The 719-nt window shown below is 51.3% G+C and carries 2 protein-coding genes; both read left to right on the forward strand.

From position 1 onward, the window contains the following. A partial coding sequence (locus tag DWY93_RS16855) for a Maff2 family mobile element protein (protein WP_117472759.1) occupies positions 1-129 on the forward strand: 129 nt, incomplete at its 5' end. 69 nt (positions 130-198) lie between these two features. Next, on the forward strand, positions 199-719 hold a 521-nt coding region (locus DWY93_RS16860), incomplete at its 3' end, for a VirB6/TrbL-like conjugal transfer protein, CD1112 family (protein ID WP_242990778.1).

A 719-nucleotide genomic window follows, 5' to 3' on the forward strand; every position in this document is an offset into this window, starting at 1 on the left:
ACACTTCTATTGCTTCTTTATCACACATCAATAAAGAGCCAGGGCATGAAGCAGCTCATGGCCGGTGCTGGTGTAGCCGTGGTAGGCATGGTCCTTGTACCTCTGCTCTCCGGGCTTTTCTCTGTCTAAGCGTCTCCGTATGAAATCCTTGCCGCTCCCGCAGTTTTGCGGGGGCGGCGGAAAGGAGGTTGACACCGTATGGATTTCTTACTTGAAGCCCTGACAAATTGGCTGAAAGAAATGCTGGTGGGCGGCATTATGAGCAACCTTTCGGGGATGTTTGACAGTGTAAACCAGCAGGTCGCGGATATATCCGTACAGGTAGGCCAGACCCCACAGGGATGGAATGGCAGTATTTTCTGCATGATTGAGAATCTGTCCAACTCCATCATGGTGCCGATTGCAGGCGTGATCCTGGCTATCGTGATGACCGTAGACCTGATCCAGATGATCGCAGACAAGAACAACCTGCATGATGTGGACACCTGGATGATTTTCAAGTGGGTGTTCAAATCAGCCGCTGCCATCCTCATTGTCACAAATACATGGAATATCGTGATGGGCGTCTTTGATATGGCGCAGAGCGTAGTGGCGCAGGCGGCAGGGGTTATCAATTCGGATGCGTCCATTGACATTTCCTCAGTTATGACCGATCTGGAACCGAGGCTGATGGAAATGGATCTGGGACCGCTGTTCGGACTGTGGTTCCAATCCCTCTT

It is taken from the genome of Clostridium sp. AF28-12 (assembly GCF_003435225.1).
In the GTDB taxonomy this organism is placed as follows: Bacteria; Bacillota; Clostridia; order Lachnospirales; family Lachnospiraceae; genus Pilosibacter; species Pilosibacter fragilis.